Below are 346 nucleotides of genomic sequence, written 5' to 3'. Positions count from 1 at the left end.
ATTGTAGACCTTGATGGCGGTCGGCACGGCGATGATCAATGTCGTGGTGGCGAAGAAGAAGCCGAAATAGGGGTGCATGCCGCTGACATACATGTGGTGAGCCCAGACCACGAAGCTCAGCGCGCCGATGCCGACGATCGCCCAGACCATCATCCGGTAGCCGACGATGTTCTTGCGCGCATGGGTGCTGATCAGGTCGGAGACGATGCCGAAGGCCGGCAGTGCCACGATGTAGACCTCGGGGTGACCGAAGAACCAGAACAGATGCTGGAACAGGATCGGGCTGCCGCCGCCATGCTGCAGTTGTTCGCCCATCTCGACGATCGCCGGCATGAAGAAGGAGGTG

1 protein-coding gene is annotated in these 346 nt (G+C 60.4%); it reads right to left on the bottom strand.

Annotation, left to right across the window (positions count from 1 at the left end):
- Nucleotides 1-346: cbb3-type cytochrome c oxidase subunit I (locus tag EOC83_RS32660; protein WP_206516581.1), on the bottom strand; the 346-nt coding region annotated here is incomplete at both ends.

It is taken from the genome of Mesorhizobium sp. Primo-A (genome assembly GCF_003997175.1).
Taxonomy (GTDB): Bacteria; Pseudomonadota; Alphaproteobacteria; order Rhizobiales; family Rhizobiaceae; genus Mesorhizobium; species Mesorhizobium ciceri.
Note: the sequence above shows the minus strand (reverse complement) of the source record. Positions and strands in the feature narration are given on the sequence as shown.